This is a genomic window from uncultured Thermus sp. (assembly GCF_938010445.1).
GTDB lineage: Bacteria > Deinococcota > Deinococci > Deinococcales > Thermaceae > Thermus > Thermus altitudinis.
In genome coordinates, this window is sequence record NZ_CALLUR010000071.1 from 1 (window position 1) to 16,582 (window position 16,582).

The 16,582-nt window shown below is 62.4% G+C and carries 16 protein-coding genes and 1 pseudogene; 10 read left to right on the forward strand and 7 right to left on the reverse strand.

Annotated features, from left to right (window positions below; all coding sequences use genetic code 11):
- The coding region (locus Q0693_RS04205) for a cytochrome D1 domain-containing protein (protein ID WP_298629466.1) at window positions 1-312 on the forward strand (312 nt) is incomplete at its 5' end.
- Between the two features lie 135 nt (window positions 313-447).
- A complete protein-coding gene (locus Q0693_RS04210; RefSeq protein ID WP_298629468.1) occupies window positions 448-1,575 on the forward strand; it encodes a TIGR04053 family radical SAM/SPASM domain-containing protein in 1,128 nt (375 codons plus the stop codon).
- Between the two features lie 4 nt (window positions 1,576-1,579).
- On the opposite strand, the gene Q0693_RS04215 is transcribed toward Q0693_RS04210, so the two are convergent.
- The 5 genes and pseudogenes from Q0693_RS04215 to Q0693_RS04240 all read right to left on the reverse strand — a co-directional run bounded on the left by Q0693_RS04215 (window position 1,580) and on the right by Q0693_RS04240 (window position 4,050).
- Window positions 1,580-2,146 carry a MarR family winged helix-turn-helix transcriptional regulator gene (locus tag Q0693_RS04215; RefSeq protein ID WP_298629470.1) on the reverse strand — a complete coding sequence of 189 codons (567 nt, stop codon included), beginning with the start codon at window positions 2,144-2,146 and terminating at the stop codon, window positions 1,580-1,582.
- A gap of 9 nt (window positions 2,147-2,155) precedes the next feature.
- Window positions 2,156-2,656 carry a cytochrome P460 family protein gene (locus tag Q0693_RS04220; protein WP_243030778.1) on the reverse strand — a complete coding sequence of 167 codons (501 nt, stop codon included), beginning with the start codon at window positions 2,654-2,656 and terminating at the stop codon, window positions 2,156-2,158.
- Between the two features lie 13 nt (window positions 2,657-2,669).
- Window positions 2,670-3,251 carry a protoglobin domain-containing protein gene (locus tag Q0693_RS04225; RefSeq protein WP_298629472.1) on the reverse strand — a complete coding sequence of 194 codons (582 nt, stop codon included), beginning with the start codon at window positions 3,249-3,251 and terminating at the stop codon, window positions 2,670-2,672.
- 66 nt (window positions 3,252-3,317) lie between these two features.
- Window positions 3,318-3,685, reverse strand: a pseudogene (locus Q0693_RS04230) (DUF488 family protein).
- Window positions 3,655-4,050: a hypothetical protein gene (locus Q0693_RS04240; RefSeq protein ID WP_298629476.1), complete on the reverse strand. Its 396-nt coding sequence runs from the start codon at window positions 4,048-4,050 to the stop codon at window positions 3,655-3,657. Before Q0693_RS04240 ends, Q0693_RS04230 begins: the two are co-directional and overlap by 31 nt.
- Before the next feature lie 170 nt (window positions 4,051-4,220).
- Here Q0693_RS04240 and Q0693_RS04245 point away from each other — a divergent pair, with 170 nt between their 5' ends.
- Window positions 4,221-4,487: a ferredoxin family protein gene (locus Q0693_RS04245; RefSeq protein WP_243030774.1), complete on the forward strand. Its 267-nt coding sequence runs from the start codon at window positions 4,221-4,223 to the stop codon at window positions 4,485-4,487.
- Window positions 4,488-4,563: 76 nt separating this feature from the next.
- Here the strand turns inward: Q0693_RS04245 and Q0693_RS04250 are convergent, their stop codons facing one another.
- A complete protein-coding gene (locus Q0693_RS04250; RefSeq protein WP_243030773.1) occupies window positions 4,564-5,217 on the reverse strand; it encodes a Crp/Fnr family transcriptional regulator in 654 nt (217 codons plus the stop codon).
- 3 nt (window positions 5,218-5,220) lie between these two features.
- A complete protein-coding gene (locus Q0693_RS04255; RefSeq protein WP_298629480.1) occupies window positions 5,221-7,026 on the reverse strand; it encodes a GAF domain-containing protein in 1,806 nt (601 codons plus the stop codon).
- 96 nt (window positions 7,027-7,122) lie between these two features.
- Between Q0693_RS04255 and Q0693_RS04260 the strand changes: the two genes are divergently transcribed.
- The 7 genes from Q0693_RS04260 to Q0693_RS04290 all read left to right on the forward strand — a co-directional run.
- On the forward strand, window positions 7,123-7,917 hold the full coding sequence (locus Q0693_RS04260; RefSeq protein WP_298629482.1) for a c-type cytochrome: 795 nt from the start codon (window positions 7,123-7,125) through the stop codon (window positions 7,915-7,917).
- A 2-nt stretch (window positions 7,918-7,919) separates the two neighbouring features.
- Complete coding sequence (locus Q0693_RS04265; protein ID WP_298629483.1) at window positions 7,920-11,510, forward strand: nitrate reductase subunit alpha; 3,591 nt, start codon at window positions 7,920-7,922, stop codon at window positions 11,508-11,510.
- A 12-nt stretch (window positions 11,511-11,522) separates the two neighbouring features.
- Window positions 11,523-13,058 (forward strand): nitrate reductase subunit beta, encoded by a 1,536-nt coding sequence (gene narH, locus Q0693_RS04270; protein ID WP_298629485.1) that lies wholly within the window; start codon window positions 11,523-11,525, stop codon window positions 13,056-13,058.
- Between the two features lie 9 nt (window positions 13,059-13,067).
- Window positions 13,068-13,580, forward strand: a complete 513-nt coding sequence (locus Q0693_RS04275; protein ID WP_243030768.1) for a molecular chaperone TorD family protein — start codon at window positions 13,068-13,070, stop codon at window positions 13,578-13,580.
- Between the two features lie 3 nt (window positions 13,581-13,583).
- Entirely contained in the window at window positions 13,584-14,261 is a 678-nt protein-coding gene (gene narI / locus Q0693_RS04280; protein ID WP_243030767.1) for a respiratory nitrate reductase subunit gamma, read from the forward strand.
- Window positions 14,262-14,264: 3 nt separating this feature from the next.
- Window positions 14,265-15,596, forward strand: coding sequence for a nitrate/nitrite transporter (locus Q0693_RS04285; protein WP_298629488.1), 1,332 nt, complete (start codon window positions 14,265-14,267; stop codon window positions 15,594-15,596).
- Window positions 15,590-16,582 (forward strand): MFS transporter (locus Q0693_RS04290; RefSeq protein ID WP_298629490.1); only part of this gene is annotated, 993 nt, incomplete at its 3' end. The genes Q0693_RS04285 and Q0693_RS04290, both read left to right, overlap by 7 nt.

Below are 16,582 nucleotides of genomic sequence, written 5' to 3' on the forward strand. Positions count from 1 at the left end.
GTGGACTTCCCCATGAGCCCAAGCCCCCAGGCTGCGGCTAGCCTATGCGCCATAGATAAGCGCAAGCTGGAGGTGGCCAAGTGCTGGGAGGTGCCAGGGGCCCAGGAGCTTAAGGCCCGCATGGTACACCCGGAGTTCAACAAGGGTGGGACGGAGATCTGGGTTTCCGCCTGGGGCTCCAAGGACACGCCTACCTTCATCGTGGTCTACGACGCCTTGACGCTTAAAGAGAAGGCCCGTATCACCGGGGACTGGGTGCGTACTCCCACGGGCAAGTTCAACGTGTACAATACCGCTTACGATATCTACTGACCCTTTTTGCTAGGGAGGGGGAAGGCTGGTCCTTCCCCCTGGTTTTTCGCCGTTTGAGGGCGGCAACCCACCCCGGCTGGTTTCCCTTGACCCCGGTCATGGCCTGAAACCCGATCGGCCAGATACGCTAAGTTCATGGAACGCCCCGAGTTTGCCCTGTACCCCTATCTGGTGGCCTGGGAGGTGACCAACGCCTGCCTTCTCGCCTGCCGCCACTGCCGGGCCTCGGCCATGCCCTACCCCCTGCCCGGGGAGCTTTCCACGGAAGAGGGCTTAAGGCTCATAGAGGAAGTCGCCACCTACCGCCCCAAGCCCCTCCTCCTCCTTACTGGGGGGGATCCCTTGGCTCGCCCCGACCTGACGCTCCTTATCCAAAAGGCGAAGGGGCTGGGGCTTAAGGTGGGACTCACCCCGGCGGCTACCCCCTTCCTTACCCGCGAGCGGGTATTCGTGCTCAAGGAGGCTGGGGTGACCCGGCTCGCCCTTTCCCTGGACGGGGCTACTCCGGAAAGCCACGATGCCTTTCGGGGGGAGCAAGGCACCTTTGTCCGGACCCTGGCGGCCTTGGACTGGGCGAAGGAGGCGGGGCTTCCCACACAGGTGAACACCACCGTCACCCGGGAGAACTGGCTAGAGATAAAGGCCCTTCCCGATCTCCTGGCGGAAAAAGGCGTGGTTCTTTGGAGCCTTTTCTTCCTGATCCCCGTGGGACGCGGGGTTCTTTTGAAGCAGCTCTCCGCCCGGGAGTTTGAGGAGGTGCTCCACTGGCTTTACGGGATTTCTCAGACCTATCCTTTCCATGTGAAGACCACCGAGGCCCATCACTTCCGCCGCGTGGTGTTGCAAAGGCGTAAGGAAGAAGGAGGCCAGGACCGGGCCTTGGCAGCGGGGGAGAGCCTCTACCGGGAGTACTTCCAAGACGGCATGGAGCACTCCCGCCTGGGGGTTACGGACGGCAATGGTTTCGTTTTTGTATCGGCCACCGGGGACGTGGCTCCCTCGGGGTTCTTTCCCGTATACGCTGGGAACATCCGGGAGAAATCCCTTCTGGCCATTTACCGGGAAAGCCCTCTTTTCCAGGAACTCCGCAACAAGGACCTGCTGAAGGGGAAGTGCGGGGTTTGTGAGTACCGCTATGTGTGCGGGGGAAGCCGGGCCAGGGCCTATGCGGAAACCGGGGACTATTTGGCCAGCGAGCCCCGGTGCGTCTACGTGCCCCCGGCTTGGTTGGAACGGGTGGGGAAGGTTCCTGCGGCGGGATAAGGGGTTAGGCCGGTGCGTGGTCTGGGCAGGCAAGGCGGAGGTCCCAAGGCGTGAGGGCCAGGCCAAGGAGGGAGCAAAAGAGCCCGTCTTCCCGCCTGAGGTGACGGCAGGTGAGGCAGAGGCCGGTTTCGGGCACCGTTCCTTGGCGCACCAGCTTTGCTAGGAGCTCCATGAGCCCGGAAAGGACCTCCTCTTGATGGGGTATTTGGGCCAGGGCCTGGCGGAAGGGGGCGGCATAGGTTTTTAGAGCCTGGGCCAGCTTAACCCCTTCCACCGTGGGCTTTAAGACCCAGCGTCGACCATCCTGCTCGTCCTTGGCCCGGGACAGAAGGCCCTTGCGCTCCAAGCTGGTGAGGGCCTCGCTCACCGTGGCTGGGGTGAGGGCCAGGAGTTCGGCTAGGGCCACCACCCCATAAGGCCTCTGGGAAAGGTGCAGGAGAAGCTGGGCTTGCAAAGCCGTAAGGCCTAGGTGGAAGGCCTCCCGCGTGAGGAGGGCCCGCTCCACCTGGGCCAGGCGCTCTAAAAGGGCGAGAAGCTTTTCCTGGCGGCGTTCCTCTTGCGAAGCCTCCACCCTTTCATCTTAGGGTCGGAAGGCGCTAAACACGTAGTCGGTGTTGGCCGCTCCCTGGTGGCAGTTGTGGCAGGAGGCGGGGTCGATGTTAAGGGGCTTTTTATCAGGCCCGAAGGCGTAGTACCCCCAGCCTCCCGTGGCACCGTATTGCTCTGGGTCCTTGACCATCACCCCGATAAGCTTCCTAGGGCCTTCCTGGAGGGCGTTACCTTCCTCCTTGGCCTCGAGGAGGTCAAAGACGATGACCGTGCCCTTGGGAAAAGGATTCTTTTTGCCGTCCAGATATGTCTTTAGTCCAACCTGGTTCACATAGACGTGGTGCAGGCCGCCGAAGCTTTCGTAAAGGGGATGGCCAGGCTTGAGCTCCATGCTCTTCACGTGGGTCCAGAGGCGGAAGCCCTCCGGGTAGGGAAGGGCAGGCTGAGCCCGGCTCCCACCGTACTGGTACTGGGCTAGGACCCATAGACCCAAAGCCACAAGGCCGAGGAGAACCGGTATCTTCGTCCGCATATCCTACCTCCCTTCAAAAGTCCCCTTCCCTGGAGTAGGGGTGGCTCCAGAGGGCCACTTGGAGGACCACGGCCTTGAACCAGGCCTGGTACATTCTCTCCACTTCCTCCTGCGGGTGGCCCTTCTTGGCCAAAAAGGGTTTTAGGGTGGCGGTGATGGGATAGATGAAGGCGATGAGATAGCGTAAGGGTACCTGGGGCGCGGAGTCCACCTTATCCGTCTGGTTCTTCTTGGTGCGGTGGTGGCGAAGCCCGATCTCCTCCTGGTAGCGGAGCCAGTCCTCGTCATGGGGACGGAAGCAGGTGTCCAGGATCCACTGGCCGAAGCGTTTTCGCACCCTTTCCAGGTACTCAGGAATGGGCTTACCATCGGGACCGGTGAAGTAATGCAGGAGATGGGGGTGGCTGCCCACAAAACCGTACCAGAGGTCCAGGATCTCCTCCACCTGGTCCTCTAGGACTTTGCCCGCTTGTTTTAGTGCTTCCTCGTCCCCTGGGTTCCACATTAGGGCGGCTTTGAGCCGGTCTAGCTCCTCGAGGTTCAAGGGAGAAGGGGCGAGGGCAGGGTCGCCGTAGCGGTAACCGGGGATCTCCATAGCTACCTCCTTAGGACTCCTAAATAATACACCGAGATCCTATCCCCGTCAAGGGGCGGGAAGGGCTCAAGGTTCCTGGCTCAGGATTTCCAGCAGAGCCCTTGCGTTGTTGTAGCGTTCTTCCTTGGCGCCAAAGAGGAGGGTTACGGTCTTTTCCCGGCTTAGGGCCTTAAGGCGCTCCAAGGCGGGGTTGCCCTTTAGCTCCTCTCGGTAGCGCTGGAGGAACTCCTTGTACCTTTGAGGATCGTGGCCGAAGAAGTGGCGTAGGGCGTGGGAGGGCGCAAGTTCCTTGGCCCACCAGTCCACCCGGGCCTTTTCCTCCCTAAGCCCCGGGGCCAGAGGCGGTCCACCAACACCCGCACCCCGTCCTCCGGGGAGGGCGGTTCGTATACGCGCTTGACCTTTAGAGCCATTCCGCCTCCGGCAGGACACATTCTGGGCACTGGGCTCCCACGAAGCGCACCCAATCTAGGAGTTCCTTCGCATCCTGCACCGGGCCCAGGTGGTAGACCTCCAGGAAGGGGTCGGCGATCAAGGCGCCCTGTTCTGGGATGGCCTGGATCAGGTTTCCTTCCCCGTCTAGAAGGAGGGGCAAGGGGCTTTCCCGAGCCTCTTGGGAAAGGAGGAAGGCTTGGGCCTCGAGGGCGGAAAGCTCCTCTTGGCGTGTGGTCAAGGCCCAGGCTAGGCCTAGGTCGCGCAGCAGAACCAGGATCTTTCCCTTGAGGTCCGGCAAGTATATCCTCTGCCCCCCTGGGGTGAGGAGGGCATAGGGAGGTAAGGGTTTTCTCAGAGAGACCATACCCAGATTTTCCTCCTTCCTCGAGCTTGGGAGTGTGATGCCGAGCAAGGGGCTTACCCTCTTGAGCGGTCCTTGGCGGCTCAGATGGAGGCTGCACTGCCGGGTCTACCCTTGATCCGGGTCATGGACGGGGGGTAGGCGAGGGGGCAGGCTGGGGCTTGGAGGTGTTTATGCCCCACGTGATCTGCGAGCCTTGCATAGGCGTTAAGGACCGGTCCTGCCAGGAGGTTTGCCCGGTGGAATGCATCTACGATGCCGGGGAGCAGCTTTACATCCACCCGGACGAGTGCATTGACTGCGGGGCCTGCGTACCCGCTTGCCCGGTGAACGCCATCTACCCTGAGGAGGACGTTCCCGAGCAGTGGAGGGTTTACATAGAGAAAAACCGCGAGTGGGCCCAGACCCTGCCCAACGTGCACGTGTTGGAGGAAGGGTAGGGTTTCGTGGGAAAGGTGAACGGGAGTTGCCTTGACCGGGAAGGGCCAGGAGCTTAGAGGACTTGCGGAAAGGCCCTCAGTGGATTTGGCCAGCTAAGGCTTGGGGATCGGGGATTTCCACGGTCCGTCCCTTGAGCCGGATCAGCCCCTGGCGATAGAGTTGGCCTAAGTTGCGGGAGATGGCTTCGGGGATGGTGCCCAGAAGGGCAGCTAACTCGGGATTAGTGGGTAAGGGAAAGCCTTGCCCCTCTTGATGAAAACGCTCCAGCAGGTACTCGCAAAGCCTTTCCCGCACCTCGTGGAAGACCAAGCGGTCTAAAAGATGGAGAAGCTGGCCCTGGCGGCGGGCCAGGTAGCGGATTAAGGCCCGGGCCAAGGGAGGGCGTGCCTCCACCAACTGGAAAAAGCGTTCCTTGGGGATGGCCAGCACCTGGCTTTCCTCCAGGGCCTCGGCACTGGCGGGGTAGGTGGGCCGGTCTAGGAATAGGGCCACCTCGGCCAGGACCCGCCCCGGTCCCTCCAGGTGCAACACCACCTGCTTGCGTCCCTCTGGGTCCAGCTTGTACACCTTGATGAGGCCCTTTTCCACCACGAAGAGGGACTGCACGGGCTCCCCCTCGAGGAAAAGCACCTCCCCCCGCTTTAGCCGCCTAGCTCGGGTTTCCTGTTCCAAGGCCCTAAGGTCCTCAAGGGCCAGATCGCGGAACAGGGGAACCTGCTTAAGGTCCATCCCTTACCCCTTTAATGTGGCCAAGCGCCGCTGTGCCTCTTCCAGATAGGGCTCCAGTCTTAGGGCCCTGGCGTAGGCCTCTTTGGCCACCTCCAGGTAGCCCAAAGCCTCGGCCAACTCACCCAGACGGAGGAAACCAGAGAGGGCCCGGTCTTGAAGGTAGTTCCGTTCCCCCTCCACCCATTCCCCATAGGGATCGTCGCCATACAGGGGACCCTTGTACAGCTCCAGGGCTTGCCGGAGCGTTTTGAAGGCAGAAAGGCCGTCCTCCAGGTCGGCCTTGCGCATCAGTTCCTCAAAGCGCTCAAAGTCCAAGAAGCGGTTTTCGGGAAGCTTGAGCCGGTAGTACTCTCCTTCGCGCTCCACAATGCCCGGAAGGGTTTTGCGGATGTGGTAAACCTGGGTGTAGAGCTCCTGCCGTGCCCGGTCTGGCGACAGGTCAGGCCAGAAGATTTCGCAGATGTCCTCTATGTAAAGTGCCCGGTCCTTGTTGGCCAGGAGGTACTTGAAAAGCTGGAAAGCCCCGCTCCGCCCAAAGTCCCTAGAGCTCAGCTCCTTACCGTGGTACCGGAGGCGGAACTGGCCCAAGGCGTAGATTTCCAGCTCCGGGGACGGGGTGTCTGGCTGCCCTGAAGGGAAAAGGAAGGGGATGGCTAGACGGGTGAACCAAAGGGTCGGGGCCGCCGGGCGGGTGGCGGGCTTAGGGGGACGGGCGTGGAACAAGGTAACCATGGCCACCACCTCCCCCCGGGCCCAAAGGGGCAAGCAAGTCCTGGGGCGCCCCTGGGCCTCTGGGCACGCGGGGAGCCCGTTCTTATAACCCACCACCGCTCCCTGCCAAGCCGGGCAGTTTCGCATCTCACATTGGGGAACAAGGCCCCGTTCCCACCTTTCTCCCCCTCGGGCCACCAAGCGGACCCCGGTGGCTTGGCTCAGGCGTTGAAGCTCTTTTAGCAGGGTAAGGCGCGCCTCGGAAATCTCACCCCGGTAGAGGTGCTGATGGAGGGCCTGCAAACCCACCTCTCCCAACCGGGTGAGGAGGGTGTAAAGGGTGCTGGCGAAGAGGGGACCGATGCGGGAGAGGGTTTCCAAGGGTTCCTGGTGGTCCAGCTCGGCGTTGCGGGAGGCCAGATTCAGGACCCCGATAAGGCCTTGGGGGAGCTCTAAGGGGTAGCAGATGTAGGTTTGGTAGCCGAGTTGCTTTACCTTTTGCCGCAGGTACCGGGGGTCTTCGCTAAGGGAATGGGTGAAAAGCGGCTCCTGCTTAAGGGCCACGATGCCAGGGTAGCCTTCTCCCAGTTGAAACCAAGGCCTCTCCAGAAAGGCCTCGCGGTGGAGGCCCTCGTAGGCGGTGAGGATCACGTGGTGTCCCTCGGGGTCTATCAAGAAAAGTTCGGCCGCCTCCATACCCAAGGCTTGGCGTAGGGTACGGAGGAAGTCCTCGAGGGCTTGGGGAAACCCCTCGGGGCTCCGCAGGAGGTGTTGGGTTAAGCGGGAAAGCTCCAGGAGGAGGTCCGGGGGTTCGGCCCGTTCGGGGTAAAGCTCCACCAAAAAGCCCCCTGCTTCCCGGTATCCCTGGCAACGGAGGCGTCGGCCCTTGACCAACAAGGGGGTACTGGCCCGGTAGGCGCCCCGCCTAAGCTCCCGCTGCACCGGGCAGCGGGGACAAAGAGGGCGGCCGAAGGGATCCTGTCCCTGGACCAAGAGGGCGCAGGGGAGGCCGCTTCCCTCCAGGCCTAGGGAGGGGTCGGCCTCGAGGACCGTGGCCACCCCTTTAGGGTCCAGCCGCAACCGGGCTAAGGGCTTCATCCCTTTTCAGGATACGGGGTTTCTTTTAGGACGAATGTCCCGGGAAGTGCCAGTGGGCGCCAGGTCCTCCCTCCAGACTGAAAACCGGAGGTGAGGATGAAGGGCAAAAGGTTCTTTCCCCTGGCCTTGCTCCTGGCCCTATCCGTGGCCCTGGCCCAAGATGGGAAGGCCCTTTACGGCCAGTACTGCGCCGCTTGCCATGGGCCTGAGGCGCAGGGCATCCCCGGGGCCATTCCCCCTTTAGCGGGGAACCCACGGGTACAGGAGGAGGCCTACGTGGTGAAGGCGGTGCGGGAGGGGATTTCTGGTCCCCTGGAGGTAGGGGGGGTGAGCTATAGCGGGGTCATGCCCCCCATGCCCCAGGTCTCCGAGGCCCAGGCCCGGGCCATCGCCCAGTATCTAAAGGGTTTATCCGGTGCCCAAGCTGAGGCTCCAGCGCCCGCGCCTCAGGTCCAAGGGGATCCTGCCTTAGGCCGGGCCCTGTACCTAGGTCAGAAGGCCTTGCAGAATGGCGGGGCCCCCTGCCAGGCCTGCCACACGGTGGCGGGGGTGGGCTTCCTCGGCGGGGGGTCCTTGGGCAGGGACCTCACGGATGCCGCTAAGCGCCTAGGAGGCGAGGCCGGGCTCAGCGCCCTTTTGCAGAACCCCGCTTTCCCCGTGATGCGGGAGGCCTACAAGGGTAGGCCCCTTACCGAGGCTGAGGCGGCGGCTTTGGCCGCGTTCTTGGTGCAGGTTTCCAATGAGGTTCCAAGGCCCGCTTCCCTGTATCTGGGCCGGTATTTGGTGGCCGGCCTGGTGCTCCTCTCCATCCTTCTCCTTTACCAGGCCATCCTTTGGCAGCTCCGTCCCAAAAGCCTGGCGGAGCGCATCCAAAGCCAGCTTAGGAGGTAGACATGAGGGACTGGATCAAGGAAATAGAAAGCCCGGCGGAAAGGAAGTGGGAGGAGTTCTACCGTAACCGCTTCCAGCACGACAAGCGGGTGCGCACCACCCACGGGGTGAACTGCACCGGCTCTTGCTCCTGGGAGGTCTTCGTCAAGGACGGCGTGGTCACCTGGGAGCTTCAGGCCACGGACTACCCCAGCCTCGAGGCCGGCCTTCCCCCCTACGAGCCCCGGGGTTGCCAGCGGGGCATCAGCTTCAGCTGGTACCTCTATAGCCCCATCCGGGTGAAGTACCCCTACGCTAAGGGGGCCCTTTTGGACCTATACCGGGAGGCCAAGAAGCGCTACCCCGACCCGGTGGCCGCCTGGGAGGCCATCCAGAGCGACCCTCATAAGCGTAAGCGCTACCAGAAGGCCAGGGGCAAGGGGGGTTTTAGGCGGGCCAGCTGGGATGAGGTCCTGGAGCTCATTGCTGCCGCCGTGGTCTCCACGGTGAAGCGCTATGGGCCGGACAGGGTCATCGGTTTCTCCCCCATCCCCGCCATGAGCCAGATCTCCTACGCTGCCGGCAGCCGCTTCCTCTCCCTTTTGGGCGGCGTGCCCATGAGCTTTTACGACTGGTACTGCGACCTGCCCAACGCCTCCCCCGAGATCTGGGGGGAGCAGACCGACGTCCACGAGTCCGCCGACTGGTACAACGCCCGTTTCATCGCGGTGATGGGCTCCAACCTCAACATGACCCGCACCCCCGACACCCATTTCATCTCTGAGGTGCGGCACGCCGGGGCCAAGCTCACCGTCTTCAGCCCCGACTTTTCCCAGGTTTCCAAGTACGCTGACTGGTGGATTCCCATTAACCCGGGTCAGGATGGAGCCTTCTGGATGGCGGTGAACCACGTGATCCTCAAGGAATACTACGCCGAGCGGGAGGTGCCCTATTTCCTGGACTACCTGAAGCGCTACACTGATGCCCCCCTTCTGATTGAGATTCGGGATGGGCGCCCTGGGCGGTACCTGCGGGCCAACCGCCTCGCGGACTACGCCGAGGAGGAAAACGGGGACTTCAAGCTCCTCCTCTGGGATGAGGATAAGGGTCCCAGGATGCCTGGGGGTACCATTGGCTTCCGCTGGCAGAAGGAAAAGGGCAAGTGGAACCTGAAGCTGGAAGACCCCAGGACCGGCGAGCCCTTAAACCCCCGCCTGAGCCTCCTGGGGGCGGAGGACGAGGTCCTTCTTCTGGAGTTTGACGACTTCGCCTCCGACCGGAAGCTTAAGCGGGGTGTACCGGTTAAGTACGTGGTCACCAAGGAGGGGGAAAGGGTGGCGGTGGCCACGGTCTTTGACCTCCTCATGGCCCAGTTCGGGGTGGGGCGGGGTTTGCCTGGGGACTATCCCAAGGGCTACGAGGACGATCTTCCGTACACCCCCGCCTGGCAGGAGAAGTGGACCGGGATTCACCGGGATACCCTCCTCAAGTACGCCCGTTCCTGGGCGGATAACGGCCTCAAGACCCGGGGGAAAAACCTCATCATCATTGGGGCGGGCATCAACCACTGGTACCACAACAACCTCCTCTACCGGGCGGGGATCGTGGCCCTCATGCTCACGGGAAGCGTGGGGGTGAACGGTGGGGGCCTCGCCCACTACGTGGGCCAGGAGAAGCTGGCCAACCAGGCCTCTTGGGGTCCCATCGCCTTTGCCACCGACTGGGGCTACCCCCCTAGGCAGCAGAACACCCCTAGCTTCCACTACGTCCACTCCGACCAGTGGCGCTACGAGCGGGGCTTTTCCGCCTACGACAAGACGGCGGCGGGTCTAACGGACCACACCATAGACCACCAGGTGCGGGCGGTGCGCAAGGGGTGGCTCCCCTTCTTCCCCCAGTTCAACAAAAGCCCCTTGGAGGTGGTCAAGGAGGCGGAGGCCAAAGGGGCCAAGACCGAGGCGGAGATCGTCCAGCATGTGGTGGAGGCCCTTAAGCGGGGGGAGCTGAGGTTTGCCGTGGAGGATCCCGACGCTCCCGAGAACTGGCCTAGGGTCTGGTTCATCTGGCGGGGGAACGCCATCGGCACCAGCGCTAAGGGGCACGAGTACTTCCTGAAGCACTACCTGGGTACCCACACCAACACCATTGCCGAGGAGAAGGCCGAGGGACAGGTCCAGGAGGTGGTCTACCGCAAGCCGGCCCCCGAGGGGAAGCTGGATCTGGTGGTGGACCTCAACTTCCGCATGGACACCAGTGCCCTCTACTCCGATATCGTCCTTCCCGCCGCCACCTGGTACGAGAAGGACGACATCAACACCACCGATCTCCACACCTTCATCAACCCCCTGCAGGCGGCTGTGCCCCCTGCCTGGGAGTCCAAGCCGGACTGGGAGATCTTTAAGGCCATCGCCAAGAAGGTTTCCGAACTGGCCCGGGTCCACCTGCCCATTCCGGTGAAGGACATCGTGATGATTCCCTTGCAGCACGACACCCCGGACGAGCTGGCCCAGGCCGAGGACCGGGACTGGAAAAAGGGCGAGGTGGAGCCCATCCCCGGCAAGACCATGCCCAAGTTCCGGGTGGTGGAGCGGGACTACACCCAGCTTTACGAGAAGATGGTGACCCTAGGGCCGGTGGTGGAAAAGGTGGGAGTGGGGATGCACGGGCTTACCATCCCGGTGGAGGACTTCTATAAGGAGTTGGCGGAACGCCAGCCCAGGGTTTTCCAAGGGGAGAAGCGGCCCAGCCTCGAGGAGGCCCGCCAGGTGGCCGAGGCCATCCTCCTCCTGGACCCGGTTTCCAACGGGGAGTTGGCCTACCGGGCTTTCTTGGACGAGGAGAAGAAGACCGGGGTCAGGCTCACCGACCTGGCCGAGGGTAACCGCCACGTGCGCATTTCCTTTAAGGACATCGTGGCCCAGCCCCGCCGCCAGCTCACCACCCCCACCTGGAGCGCCGTCATCAACCAGGGCCGGGCCTATAGCCCCTACACCCTAAACGTGGAGCGCCTCATCCCCTGGCGCACCCTCACCGGCCGGCAACACTTCTACCTGGACCACCCCAACTACCTGGCCTTTGGGGAACACCTTCCCACCTACAAACCCCGGCCGGACGTCCATATGCTCCAGGAGACGGAGAGGAGCCTCAAGGAGGCTCAGGGCAAGCTCCTCAACTACATCACCCCCCACGGGAAGTGGTCCATCCACTCCACCTACTCGGAAAACCACCGCATGATGACCCTTTCCCGGGGCGGGTACCCGGTCTGGCTCAACGATAAGGATGCCGCGGAACTGGGCATTAGGGACAACGACTGGGTGGAGCTTTTCAACGACAATGGGGTATTCGTGCAAAGGGCCATCGTCTCCGCCCGGATTCCCAAGGGAACGGTTTTCGTTTATCACGCCACCGAGCGCACGGTGGGCATTCCTAAAAGCCCCTTAAGGGGCAAGCGGGCCGGCATGAACAACTCCATCACCCGTGCCCGCCTCAAGCCCGTGCTGATGTCGGGCGGCTACGCCCAGTTCACCTACGCCTTCAACTACTGGGGGCCGGTGGGGGTGAACCGGGACACCTGGGTCTTCGTGCGCAAGCTGGAGCGGCCCCCGGAGTGGTAAAGGAGGAACGCCATGAAGGTTAGAACCCACATGTCCATGCTCTTCCACTTGGACAAGTGCATCGGTTGCCACACCTGCTCCATCGCCTGCAAGAACCTCTGGACCGACCGCAAGGGCGCGGAGTACATGTGGTGGAACAATGTGGAAACCCGGCCTGGTGCCGGCTATCCCACGGGCTGGGAGGACCAGGACCGCTTCAAGGGGGGTTGGGAGTATAAGGACGGCCACCTGGACCTTCGCCTGCACTCCCGCACCCAGGGGCTTTTCCGCCTCTTCTTCAACCCCGCCTTGCCTTCCATAGACGACTACTACGATCCCTACACCTTCCGTTATAGCGACCTCTTCACCAGCCCAGAAGGGGAGGACCAGCCCACGGCGGTTCCCGTTTCCATGATCACCGGGGAGGTGATGACCCCCGCCTCCGGTCCCAACTGGGACGATGACCTGGGGGGAAGCCCCCTTTATGCCCAAAACGACCCCAACCTGAAGGGTTTGGACCCCGAGGTGCGCGCCCAGCTTTCCGAGATCGAGGGGGTGGTCTTCCAGTACCTGCCCCGCATCTGCAACCACTGCCTGAACCCGGGTTGCGTGGCCGCCTGCCCCACGGGGGCCATCTACAAGCGGGCGGAGGACGGGGTGGTGCTGGTCAACGAGAACAAGTGCAAGGCCTGGCGGATGTGCGTGGCCGCCTGTCCTTACAAGAAGGTCTACTACAACTGGGCCACCGGGAAGAGCGAGAAGTGCATCCTCTGCTTCCCCCGGCTGGAAACCGGTCAGGCGCCGGCCTGCGCCCACTCCTGCGTGGGGCGGATCCGCTACATGGGGGTCCTCCTCTACGATGCCGACCGCATTCCCGAGGCGGCCATGGTGCCCGACGACCAGCTTGTGGAGTCCCAGCTTGGGATCATCCTAGACCCCTTTGACCCCGAGGTCATCGCTGCCGCCAAGGCCGAAGGGATTGACGACGGCTGGATCAAGGCTGCCCAGAACTCCCCCATCTACAAGTTCGTGAAGGTCTGGCGGCTCGCCTTCCCCTTGCACCCTGAGTACCGGACCCTGGCCATGATGTTCTACGTCCCGCCCCTTTCCCCGGTGGTGTCCACCCTGGAGAAGGCCTTGAGGGCCAGTCAGGGGAAAGAGGGGCTGGTGCGGCTGGACATTCCGGAAACCGACTTGGATTTTGAGGTCTACGAAAGCCTAGAAAGGGCCCGTATGCCGGTAAAGTACCTGGCCAACCTCTTCACCGCCGGCAACGAAAGCCTGGTCGTGCCCGCCCTTAAAAAGATGCTGGCGGTGCGCATCCTGAAAAGACAGGAGAGCCTGGAGGGGGGCGTGACGGAAAAGGCCCTGAGGGTCTTGCAGGATGCTGGGCTCACCCTCGAGGAGGCCGAAGCCATCTACCGCCTCACCACCCTGCCCACCCTGGAGGAGCGCTTCGTGCTGCCTCCTTACCACCGGGAGATGGCGGCAGAGGTGTGGAAGGACCCCCTGGCCCACAAAGGGGAGACGGGCTTCGGCTATATCCAGCCGCCCTTGAGGGGGGAGTAGGAGGAAGCCATGGGCAAGGCCACCCTTCTGGAAACCCTGGCCCTAGCCTTGGACTACCCCATGCCGGGCCGCTTGGAGGAGCTTTGGCGGCGCTGGATCGCCTGCCCCAGGGGCCAGGCCAAGCAGAAACTGGAGCGCTTTTTGCGCCAAGTGGAGGAGCTTTCCTTAGGGGAGTGGGAGGAGCTTTACACCCGCACCCTGGACCTTACCCCTACCACCGCCCCCTATGTGGGCTTTGCCGTCTATGGGGAAAGCTACCAGCGGGGGGAACTGTTGGCGGCTTTGGTGCGGGCCTACCGGGAGATCTCCTTGGACCCGGGAAGCGAGCTTCCCGACCACCTGGCCAATGTGCTTCGGTACCTGGCCCGGTGTGAAAACCCCCTTCCCGAGCTTTTGGAGATCCTGCCCAAGGCCCTTAGCGAGATGCACAAGACCCTTAAGACCCTGGATGCCAAGAACCCTTATCTCCTGGTCCTCGAGGGGGTCCAGGAGGCTTTGCAGGGGGATTTGGCGAGGAGGTGAAGGATGAACTGGAACACCCTTCTCTTTGGTGTCTTCCCCTACATCGCCCTCACCTTGGCGGTGGTGGTCACCGCCTACCGCATGGCCTATAGGCCCTTTTCCGTTTCCGCCCAGTCCAGCCAGCTTCTGGAGCAGAAGCGCCTCTTCTATGGCTCCATCGCCATGCACTGGGGGCTGGTTCTGGTGCTTCTTGGCCATTTGCTGGCCCTTCTCATCCCCAAGGGGCTTCTCCTTTGGAACGCGGTGCCCTTAAGGCTCTACCTTTTGGAGATCACCGGGCTTGGCCTAGGGCTTTGGGCCTTGGTGGGGACCTGGGTGCTTCTTACCCGCAGGCTTTCCGTGGCCCGGGTGCGGGCGGCTTCCACCTCCATGGATTACCTGGTCTTGGTGGTAATCCTCGTGTCTGCCCTTTCCGGGGTCCTCACCGCCCTTCTTTACCGCTTTGGCAGCTACTGGTTTCCCGCGGTCATGACCCCTTACCTCTGGTCCATCTTCACCCTGCAACCCAGGCCGGAACTCATCGCCGACCTTCCCTTTTGGACCCAGCTGCACGTCTTTAACTTCTGGGTCTTCCTGGCGGTCTTCCCCTTCTCCCGGTTGGTGCACATCATTACCGTTCCCCTGGGCTACGTCCTTAGGCCCTGGCAGATCGTCATCTGGGTGCGCAAGTTGGCGAGGTGACCCATGGTCCATGATCCCGACCAGCTGGAAAAGGAACGGCCCGCTCGCCTGCAGGTGCTTTGGCTCTCCACCATCGGCTTCACCGTGATGTTTGCGGTCTGGCTGATGTTTGGGGTGCTGGGAGTGCCCATCCGCAAGGAGTTTGGCCTCACGGACGTGCAGCTTTCCTGGCTCTCGGCCGTAGCCATTCTGAATGGCTCCCTGTGGCGGCTTTTCGCCGGCATCCTCACCGACCGGTATGGGGGGCGGCTGGTTTTCACCCTTATGCTCTTCTTCACCGCCATTCCCGCCTACCTGGTTTCCCGAGCGGGAAGCTACGAGGAGCTTCTCCTCTACGCCTTCCTGGTGGGCTTTGCCGGCAACTCCTTTAGCGTGGGCATCGCTTGGAACTCCGCCTGGTTCCCCAAGGACCAGCAGGGCTTCGCCTTGGGCCTCTTCGGGGCGGGAAACGTGGGGGCCAGCGTCACCAAGTTCATCGGCCCTGCCCTCATTGCCAGCGTGCCCACAGCGGGCTACCTGGGAGGCTTGATCCCCGGGGGTTGGCGCTTCATTCCCTTCCTCTATGCGGTGCTTTTGGTGCTGATGGGGTTGGTCATGTGGTTCGCCACCCCCAGGCAGGATAAGCGCCCGGGGCAGGGAAGGCCCTTCTTGGAGATGCTGGCGCCCCTTAAACACATACGGGTGTGGCGCTTCAGCCTCTATTACGTGGTGGTCTTTGGGGCCTATGTGGCCTTAAGCGCCTGGCTTCCCAAGTACTACGTGGATGTCTTTGGCTTACCCTTGCACGAAGCCGCTCTTCTTACCGCCCTTTTCATTTTCCCCGCAAGCCTCCTAAGGCCCCTTGGCGGCTACCTTTCCGACCGTTATGGGGCTCGGCGGGTCATGTACTGGACCTTTGGCATCATCGGACTGGCCTCGGGGATCCTCATGATGCCCGAGGGGCATATCGTTCTTTACACCAAGCAAGGATCAAAGGAGGTCATGCAGTTCACCATGAACGTCTGGCTCTTCACCGCTTTGGTCTTCCTGATCGGAGTGGGAATGGGGGTCGGCAAGGCGGCGGTCTACAAGCACATCCCCACCTACTTCCCCAAGGACGTGGGGGCGGTGGGGGGCCTGGTGGGGATGCTGGGGGCCTTGGGGGGCTTCTTCCTGCCGCCCCTGTTCGCCTACGCCCAGGCCTGGACGGGCCTGCCCCAGATGACCTTCTTCGTGCTTTTCCTGCTCACGGCCATCAGCTTCCTGTGGATGCACATCACCGTGCTGCAACTTCTGCAACAAGAGGCCAAGCACCTGAAGAACGAGTTTGAGCTGAAAGGAGACCGCCCATGCTGAAGACCCACAAGGGCACCTGGATTCCCGAATGGAACCCCGAGGATCCCAAGCGCTGGGATTCCGCCTTAGCCTGGCGCACCCTCTGGATCACCACCTTTAACCTCACCCTGGCCTTCATCACCTGGTTCGTGGTGAGCGCCCTGGTGGTGCGCCTGCCCAAGGTAGGCTTTGAGCTTTCCACCCTCCAGCTCTTTTGGCTTACGGCCATGCCGGGGCTTGCGGGGGGTACCTTGCGCATCATCTGGACCTTTTTGCCCCCCATCCTGGGCACCCGTCATTTGGTGACCTTTTCTACCCTCCTCCTCCTGATCCCCCTTTTGGGCTGGAGCTTCGCGGTGCAAAACCCCCAGACCCCCTACTGGATCCTTCTCCTTTTGGCCTTTTTGGCGGGGATCGGCGGGGGGAACTTTTCCGGTTTCATGCCCTCCACCAGCTACTTCTTCCCCAAGCGGCTCCAGGGGACGGCCCTGGGGTTGCAGGCGGGGATCGGCAACTTTGGCGTGTCCGTGGTCCAGTTCGTGACCCCCTGGGTCATCGGCTTCGCCCTCTTTGGCTCCCTTTTAGGTGGGCCCCAGACCTTTACCCCCAAGCCCGGGGTGTCCCAGCCCATCTGGCTTCAGAACGCCACCTTCCTCTGGGTGCCCTTTGTGCTGGTGGCGTCTTTGCTTGCGTGGGTGTACTTAAGAAGCGTTCCGGTCCGGGCTAACCTCCGCGAGCAGTTTGACATCTTCCGCGACAAGCACACCTGGATCATGACCAGCCTCTACATCATGACCTTCGGCTCCTTCTCCGGGTTTTCCGCCATCTTTCCCCTTTTGATCCGGGAGGTCTACGGGAAGTTTGACGGGGCCCCGGATCCCTTGAAGTACGCCTTTCTGGGCCCACTGGTGGGCTCTTTGGCCCGAATTATCGCCGGGCCCATCTCGGACCGCTTCGGTGGGGCTGTCGTAACCCAGGTTTCCGCCATCGGCATCTTCTTTTCCGCC